Origin of the sequence: Burkholderia sp. S171 (genome assembly GCF_009766085.1) — a bacterium.
Taxonomy (GTDB): Bacteria; Pseudomonadota; Gammaproteobacteria; order Burkholderiales; family Burkholderiaceae; genus Caballeronia.
Window position 1 is genome coordinate 906 of the sequence record NZ_LMUF01000005.1, and the last position, 7,747, is coordinate 8,652.

General features: G+C 54.1%; 6 protein-coding genes and 2 pseudogenes. 5 read left to right on the forward strand and 3 right to left on the reverse strand.

Annotation, left to right across the window (positions count from 1 at the left end):
• Both GSQ93_RS01545 and GSQ93_RS37890 read right to left on the reverse strand, forming a co-directional pair.
• Positions 1-705 (reverse strand): transposase (locus tag GSQ93_RS01545; protein ID WP_158933958.1); only part of this gene is annotated, 705 nt, incomplete at its 3' end.
• A gap of 297 nt (positions 706-1,002) precedes the next feature.
• A pseudogene (locus tag GSQ93_RS37890) lies at positions 1,003-1,150 on the reverse strand (IS3 family transposase); the annotation flags it as partial.
• A 332-nt stretch (positions 1,151-1,482) separates the two neighbouring features.
• Between GSQ93_RS37890 and GSQ93_RS01550 the strand changes: the two are divergent.
• Positions 1,483-2,796, forward strand: coding sequence for an MFS transporter (locus GSQ93_RS01550; RefSeq protein WP_158933936.1), 1,314 nt, complete (start codon positions 1,483-1,485; stop codon positions 2,794-2,796).
• 286 nt (positions 2,797-3,082) lie between these two features.
• Here the strand turns inward: GSQ93_RS01550 and GSQ93_RS01555 are convergent, their stop codons facing one another.
• On the reverse strand, positions 3,083-4,033 hold the full coding sequence (locus GSQ93_RS01555) for an AraC family transcriptional regulator (protein WP_158933937.1): 951 nt from the start codon (positions 4,031-4,033) through the stop codon (positions 3,083-3,085).
• A gap of 61 nt (positions 4,034-4,094) precedes the next feature.
• Here GSQ93_RS01555 and GSQ93_RS01560 point away from each other — a divergent pair, with 61 nt between their 5' ends.
• The 4 genes and pseudogenes from GSQ93_RS01560 to GSQ93_RS37895 all read left to right on the forward strand — a co-directional run.
• Complete coding sequence (locus GSQ93_RS01560; RefSeq protein WP_158933938.1) at positions 4,095-5,303, forward strand: M20 aminoacylase family protein; 1,209 nt, start codon at positions 4,095-4,097, stop codon at positions 5,301-5,303.
• Positions 5,287-6,444: an aminotransferase class I/II-fold pyridoxal phosphate-dependent enzyme gene (locus GSQ93_RS01565; protein WP_158933939.1), complete on the forward strand. Its 1,158-nt coding sequence runs from the start codon at positions 5,287-5,289 to the stop codon at positions 6,442-6,444. Before GSQ93_RS01560 ends, GSQ93_RS01565 begins: the two co-directional genes overlap by 17 nt.
• Entirely contained in the window at positions 6,435-7,601 is a 1,167-nt protein-coding gene (locus GSQ93_RS01570; protein ID WP_158933940.1) for a M20 aminoacylase family protein, read from the forward strand. Before GSQ93_RS01565 ends, GSQ93_RS01570 begins: the two co-directional genes overlap by 10 nt.
• Before the next feature lie 57 nt (positions 7,602-7,658).
• Positions 7,659-7,747 (forward strand): annotated as a pseudogene (locus GSQ93_RS37895) (IS6 family transposase); the annotation flags it as partial.

The following is a 7,747-nucleotide window of genomic DNA, read 5'->3' on the forward strand; positions in this document are numbered from 1 at the left end:
GGCGGTGAACTGGATACCGCGCATCGATTGCAGAGCGAGCACGGCGGGATAAAACCCCCAGCGCGGCACGGCATCGCGCATAGCCGACTCCAGGCGCTGGCATTGTGCAAACCGATCCTCGATTGCGCGGCGTAGCTCGTTAAACGCGAAATCCTGCCACTCGTTGCCAAACGAGAATTTGCTTAACCAGTTGCGGTGCGCCGGTCCCCAATTGGCCACACCCACGTAGCGCACGCCGTGCGAGAGCAAAAACGCCTTCAGTGTCTGGCGCGCGCGCTTAAGCTCGTCGCGCGATTTTGCCCAGGTTCGGGCGAGATCGCGAAACGCTTCGTCTTCGACGGTGGGGATGCTTACGGCGCTGAGATCGCCGGCGCGCAGCGAGCGCACGAGCTTAATGGCATCGCGCCGGTCGGTCTTCACGCGATCGCCGGGTTTGTGCGGCATCAGCGTGGGCGCGCACACCATGCACTGGATGCCTTTGTCGCTCAGGCGCCGCTGCAAGACGTAGCCAAAGGGGCCAGCCTCATACACGACACGCACGTGCTTGGCCTTGGACAACAGCCGCTTGCACAGGCGATCAAGATCGGCCTGAGTGGTGCCGATCTTGCCCAGCACCTCTACCTCGCCGGCGTCCAGCGCGTATGCCACGGTGATGGAATCCTTATGAACATCCAGTCCGACGAACAATGTGCTAACGTTTTGCATGCTGGCCTCCGGGTTGTAAATGAACACTTCAAGTGACGGGTTCGCCTCTCACTTTTACGGCTCTGGCTTTATGCTAACCCGCGCGGTTCAACCCTTCCCGCGGGGCCAGCCCTTACTTCCACGGAAGTCATACTGACTTTACACGTTGACCAGACGCGTCCTCAACAATCGACTAGCCGGAATCTACGCTCGCTACTCCAGGCGCGATCCTGCGCAGCCGACTAGTAAATGGAAAGTGCGTGGACTTACCACGCCCTAGAGCACAAGCTAGCCCCCGGTTCAACGTACCGATACAGCACGTTCGCATTCCGACGTGCTCAAGTCCTCGCGCTCGCTGCAATCAACTTCATCGTGTTTGACCCACGCAAATAATGTCTGGCTTGTGCAGCCGATCTTTAGGGGCGATGGATTCGATCGCGACCTACTATGACCGATGCTCGCCCCGAAGCGCCTGCGCCATGCACATTTCGGGACTTGAGCAGCAAATTTGTTCGACTTGTTCACGGCTTAGTTATGCCAAGAGTTGGACACTACCTCAGTCGGTTCCCTCCAAGTCAATATCTTCCAAGACGCGGTTATTTACGACACCTAGTCTTCAAACTGTACATGCGTAACGACATCGAACTATGTAAATGAAACGAACAAAGTATTCGGATTCTGGTCAGTCGATCGTAAAGGACGATTCAATGGCCAATAAATCATGAAGCAATATCCCGAATGCGCGAAGAAAGCCTGTTCTGAACGCCCACAGCGAAATTAACCTTCGGAATACCGCAAATGAAAAACGAAACAACGCTTTGTGGAGGAATTGATTTAACGAATGACTCCAGATCCTATGTCCGGAAAGCGGCACTCGGAGCCGTCATAGGAAATATCATGGAATGGTATGACTTTGCGGTGTATGGTTTTTTTTCTGTCACCATCGCTCGATTATTTTTTCCTACAGGTAGCGAATTGATGTCGTTGCTGCTGACCGTAGGCACATTTGGAGTTGGTTTTATCATGCGCCCGGTCGGTGCGATTGTTTTAGGATCCTATTCAGATAGAGCAGGGCGCAAGGCAGGTCTAATGATAACGATCATGTTGATGGCCCTGGGAACGGCATTGATCGGACTCGCACCCACCTACGCCACAGCTGGAATCTTCGCGCCGATCATGATCGTGATCGCGCGTTTAATCCAGGGATTCTCGGCGGGTGGCGAGATAGGGGGATCAACAGCATTGCTTGTTGAATATGCTCCTCCCGAGAAAAAAGGATTTTATGGCGCCTGGCAACAAGCGAGCCAAGGAGCGGCGTTGTTACTCGGCTCGCTTGTCGGCGCACTGCTGACCGCGTGTTTATCCAGCGAGCAACTTGCATCGTGGGGATGGCGTGTGCCATTTATTTTAGGCTTGGTCATTGCCCCGATCGGGTTCTGGATACGAAGGAATATCGAAGAATCCCCGTCCTTTCTGGCACAGGGAACGCGCACCGCCACACCGCTTGCCGATACTGTCAGAAACCACAGTAAAAGCGTCTTCCTGGGCCTGGCAATCACCGTTGCGTGGACCGTTTGCACTTACTGTTTCCTAGTGTACATGCCGACATATGCAGTACGTCAACTTCATCTGCCGCAATCGAGTTCACTGTTCGCCAACTGCATCGGGTTGGTAGCGGTGATTGTGTTAGCGCCGCTGTTTGGAGCCTGGTCGGATCGGGTCGGAAAGCGTTTGCCTTTGCTGATTGCGACGTCCCTGATGACTGTCCTCACGTATCCGCTTTTCGTCTGGATTACCTCCTTTCCCTCGTTTGAGTCGCTGGTGACCGTGCAACTGATATTTGGAGCGCTGACAGCGATGTACACGGGTCCCGCGCCTACTTTGCTCAGTGAGCTTTTCCCGACTTCCGTTCGTTCCACCGGGTTGTCGCTCGCCTATAACTTCGCCGTGACCGTTTTTGGTGGTTTTGCTCCCTTCATATCGACGGGGCTCATCGCCTGGACTGGAAGCAGTCTTGCACCAACGTTTTACGTCATCAGCGCCAATGTGGTTAGTCTTATTGCAGTAGCAACGCTGGTAACAAAATCAACGCGTCCACGGTTTGCTAGCTAGACGAACGCTATTTTATTTACTCAGCGATTTCAAAGATATTTGATGACACTATCTAGATCTCGGAAATCACAGATAGCCTCCAAACTTGTTATTCCGATACGAAGCTAGCATGGAAAAATTCGATTTTCGTTTTCATGAATTTCGTCCTTTTTCGAATATCCATGTGCGCGGCCAACAAAATGATGCATGCAAAAAATACAAAGTATAGAGTTTTTGGCGCGTACGCTTACCGTGCAACATTTTTCCCAGCGAAGAAAAGCGGAATCCGCTAAGCAGGTCCCGCGATCTATTTGTTTCGAATGTCGTTGCTTCGGAAAGTGTTTGTTCGCTCGCTCTGTGAATTGCGCGCGATCCCGCGTTGGTAATCGCGCGGGGTCATACCGTATGCGTGACGAAATGCGTTTGCGAAATGGCTTTGATCGAAGAAACCCGTCGCTAGCGCAACGTCTCCTACAGAAGCACAGCCGTCCAACAAAGCTTTCGCCCGGGCAATCCTGATCTGCATAATGTAAGCGTGAGGCGGTGCCCCTAAGCTTGTTTTGAACAATCGCAAAAAATGAAAACGACCGATACCGACTGCTTGCGCAAGCGCGTCGAGAGAAAGATCGCTGGATAAATCAGATTCAATAAGCTCAAGGGCGGGAGCAAGGCGCTTTACATTGTTCAGGTCCAAAACCGGTGGCGAGACCAGATTGCGATCAGTATGGGTGTTGATCAGATCTTCAATCCAAAGCAGGATAAGCGTCTCGGCTTCAACAAGCGACCCGCCAACTCTTCCATCGGCGGCCTCCGCAGCTTCATGTGCAATGATGAACCGCGAGGCGGCGACCGCGTCATTGAGGAAGCTTTGGCGAAATTTCGGCGTGTCGAGCGGTTTGTCAGATCCGACTAACTCCTGATAGATACTGCTGATGAGTGCTTCCGATGGATAGATCATACGGTAGCTCCACCCATCACTACTTGCCGATTCTCCATCGTGTATTTCGCCGGGATTGACCGCAATGACGCCTGTCGAGTCGGCGACGTGATGCTGGCCCCGGCAATAGAATCGCTCTGCGCCGCGAGTCACCACGCCTAATGCATATCCCGGATGCCAGTGCTTTCCAAAACGCTGTTTATGGAAATTGGCGGTCAACATTTCGAGGCCGCCCAGCGCCTCGGATCTCCAGAATTTAACCGGATTGCGTCGACCTCCCAACGGAGGCCGGACACTTCCATCTACGTCAATATCTTCCAAGACACACCCCTATTGGACACTTAATCTTATAGCGCCTAATACGTCACGAGAAAAGCTGACCATGAATATCCTATCTGAAATCGAGTTGAATCAAAAAGACATGATCGCCTGGCGCCACGACCTCCATGCGCATCCAGAGATGGCATTCAAGGAGTATCGAACGTCTGATTTTGTTGCCGGCAAACTCCAGGAATTTGGCCTCGAAGTCCACCGCGGGCTCGCTGGTACAGGCGTCGTCGGCACGCTGCGTCTTGGATCGGGGTCGGGGCGCGCGATTGCCCTCCGTGCGGATATGGACGCGCTTCCTATTCAGGAAAAAAATTCGTTTGCTCATGCATCCGTGAACCCGGGAGTGATGCATGCCTGCGGCCATGACGGCCACACCACAATGCTATTGGGGGCTGCCCGCCAACTTGCAAAAGCAGGCAATTTCGACGGCACCGTCCACTTCGTATTTCAGCCTGCGGAAGAAAACGAGGGAGGCGGGCGCGTCATGGTGGAAGAAGGGCTCTTCGAGCTATTTCCTGTAGAAGCGATTTATGGCATGCACAACTGGCCCAACCTTTCAACGGGTGAATTCGTTGTTCATCCTGGGCCAATGATGGCGGCGGTCGATCTATTCGAAGTGAAGATAGTCGGGCAGGGCGCACACGCTGCCATGCCACATTTAGGCGATGACCCTATCGTCGCATCGGGCGCTTTCATTACCGCAGTCCAGACGATCGTTAGCCGTACTGCCGATCCACTGGATAGTGTCGTACTAAGCCTGACCCAGATTGAGGGCGGTAATACATGGAATATCGTGCCGGAAGAGGTTAGATTGACCGGGACTTGCCGGTATTTCAATCCGGACGTGAAGCCCATGGTCGAGAAGACATTGCGACGCATTGCAGACGGCGTGGCGAAATCACATGGCGTAGAGATTTTTATCGACTATGACCATCGCTGCCCTCCGACCGTCAATGCAGCGGGTCCAGTCGAATTCGCAGCGCTTGCGGCGACGAAGGTAGTGGGTGGTGACAAGGTGTGCCGGGATATGGCGCCAAGCATGGGATGCGAAGACTTTGCATTCATGTTGGCAGCAAAGCCGGGGTGTTATGTATGGATTGGTAACGGCCCGGGTGACGGCGGATGCACCTTACATAACTCTCACTACGACTTCAACGACGAGATTCTACCTATTGGAGCGTCGTACTGGTGCTCTCTTGTCGAAACGCTGTTGCCAGCGACGCCCATTTTCGGAAAGGTTGATCATGGAAAAGCACGATGAATCGCGCCGTTATATGCCGTCACTGCAGACTAGCGCACAGGGAGGAAGGGTGGTTATGGACGGCGTCGATACCATCATGCTGGGTTCAAACAATTACCTTGGCTTATCGTCTCACCCAACGGTTATTGCTCGCGGATTGGAGGCCCTGTCGGCATATGGTGCGGGGATGGCAATCAACCCGCCTTTCGTTACCACGCCGGTCCACGAGCAATTGTCTCAAGAGCTTGCCAAGTTTATGGGAGTGGAGGCCGTTCTACTTTTCGCCTCCTGCACTGCGGCAAACCACGGCTTGCTGTCAACACTGATGACGGCTGACGACGCAATCTTCAGTGACGCGATGAACCATGCCAGTATTATCGACGGTTGTCGGCTTAGTCGTGCACGAACTTTTGTGTACAAGTCGCGCGATATCGCCAGCCTGGAAGAGAAGCTGGCCTCGAATACTCACCCACACCGTCTCATCATTACCGACGGCGTGTTCAGCATGGAAGGTTCGCTGGCTCCGCTAAAGGAAATCATTGCGCTAGCCAAGCGTAACAATGCAATGGTGGCAGTCGATGAAAGTCATGCTGCCGGAGTTGTAGGTCCACATGGACGCGGCACTGCGGCAGCACTCGGACTCTCCGCAGAAGAGCGCCAGGGTCTCATCTACACAGGAACGCTTTCTAAAGCATTCGGAGGTGCAGGGGGTGGCTACATTGCAGGATCGTATGAGTTGGTGGACGAGCTTCGCAAGCGCGCCCGCGCATTTATCTTTACCACCGGCATCAGCCCGGCAGTCGCTGCATCTGCGGTAGCGGCACTCGCTGTCCATAATAGCGAACCCGAACATTATGAGCGACTTTGGGCTAACACCGAACGTTTCCGTTCGGGTCTTGCCGCGCTCAAATTCATGACTGAATCAGGCGAGAGCCCCATTACGCCCATTTTGATTGGAGACAACGATCTGGCTGTCGAGTTCGCGCGCGGCCTCCGTGCGGCTGGCGTATTTATCCCGGCGATGGTGTTCCCAATCGTCGCTGAGGGAGATGCACGCCTGCGCGCTCAACCGAGTGCCGCGCTTAACGACCGCGACATAGACGAAGCCCTCTCGGCACTGGATAAAGTTGGCACGTCTCTCGGAGTCAGACGATGGCAATAATTGACGAGATCTCGGCATTTCACGCGGAAATGACGTCCTGGCGCCGTGATTTTCACGCGAACCCTGAGTTGGCATTTAACGAATTCCGGACTTCCCAGATCATCGTAGCCAAGCTTCGAGAGTTTGGGATAGAGGTGCATTGCGGACTCGCGGGGACTGGCGTAGTGGGGACACTTCGCACCGGAAGCGGTAACGGCCGGTCAATTGCGCTTCGCGCAGATATGGACGCTTTACCCATTTTGGAAAAGAACGACTTTGCACATGCCTCAAAGACTCCAGGCGTCATGCATGCATGCGGGCATGACGGACATACTGCAATGCTGCTCGGTGCCGCCCGCTATCTCGCTCTGACCCGTTCGTTCGACGGCACCGTCTTTTTTGTATTTCAACCCGCCGAGGAAAATGAAGGCGGCGGACGGGTAATGGTAGAAGACGGACTTTTCGAACAGTTCCCCGCCGATACAGTTTATGGTTTGCACAACTGGCCCGGTTTACCGACTGGCACCATAGCGGTTCAGCCTGGGCCGATGATGGCTTGCTTCGATGTATTCGAGATCGAATTGACAGGGCGAGGCGGTCATGCGGGCATGCCCCATCTTGCGAGAGATGTCGTCCTTGCTGCGTCACGGCTCGTAGATAGTCTTCAATCGATTGTTGCAAGGAGGCTTGATCCGTTATTACCCGCCGTCGTAAGCGTGACACAACTGGAGGCGGGAACTATCTGGAACGTACTTCCTGATCTAGCGCGAATTCGTGGGACCGTGCGCGCAATGAGCGGTGTTGTTCAGGATAAAATCGAAGAATCGATGCGCGAGATTGCGGCGGGTGTTGCTGCGTCGTTTGACGTCGAGGCGGCGGTACGCTACGAGCGCCGCGTACCTCCGACGATTAATTCAACCGATGCGGCACAATTCGCGGCCAAGGTTGCAATCGAGACATTTGGGGCTGGACGCGTAAGCACTTCTTTCAATGCCAGCATGGCCGCTGAAGACTTCGCTTTTATGCTTCAAGCGAAGCCCGGTGCCTATGCGTGGATTGGTTGCGGCGAAGACCACGCGGCGCTCCACAACCCATACTTCGATTTCAACGACAACATACTCCCGGTCGGTGCGAGCTTCCTTGCATCACTCGCCGAGCGTACGTGCGGTTCTCCATAACTCGAGTAGTTAATCTTGCGTTGTCAGGTTGCGTGACGGGTCGTAAAAGATGGCGCGATGAAGAAATCGAAATCGCTCTATCACGGTCACCGTTTCCCAGCTGGTGTCATCAGCTGCGCTGTTCGATGGTATTTCCGCTTCCAGTT

What these genes read in the sequence shown, in the direction of transcription:
- GSQ93_RS01550 (WP_158933936.1), top strand. Translation starts at nt 1,483, where the DNA reads ATGAAAAACGAAACAACGCTTTGTGGAGGAATTGATTTAACGAATGAC.
- GSQ93_RS01560 (WP_158933938.1), top strand. Translation starts at nt 4,095, where the DNA reads ATGAATATCCTATCTGAAATCGAGTTGAATCAAAAAGACATGATCGCC.
- GSQ93_RS01565 (WP_158933939.1), top strand. Translation starts at nt 5,287, where the DNA reads ATGGAAAAGCACGATGAATCGCGCCGTTATATGCCGTCACTGCAGACT.
- GSQ93_RS01570 (WP_158933940.1), top strand. Translation starts at nt 6,435, where the DNA reads ATGGCAATAATTGACGAGATCTCGGCATTTCACGCGGAAATGACGTCC.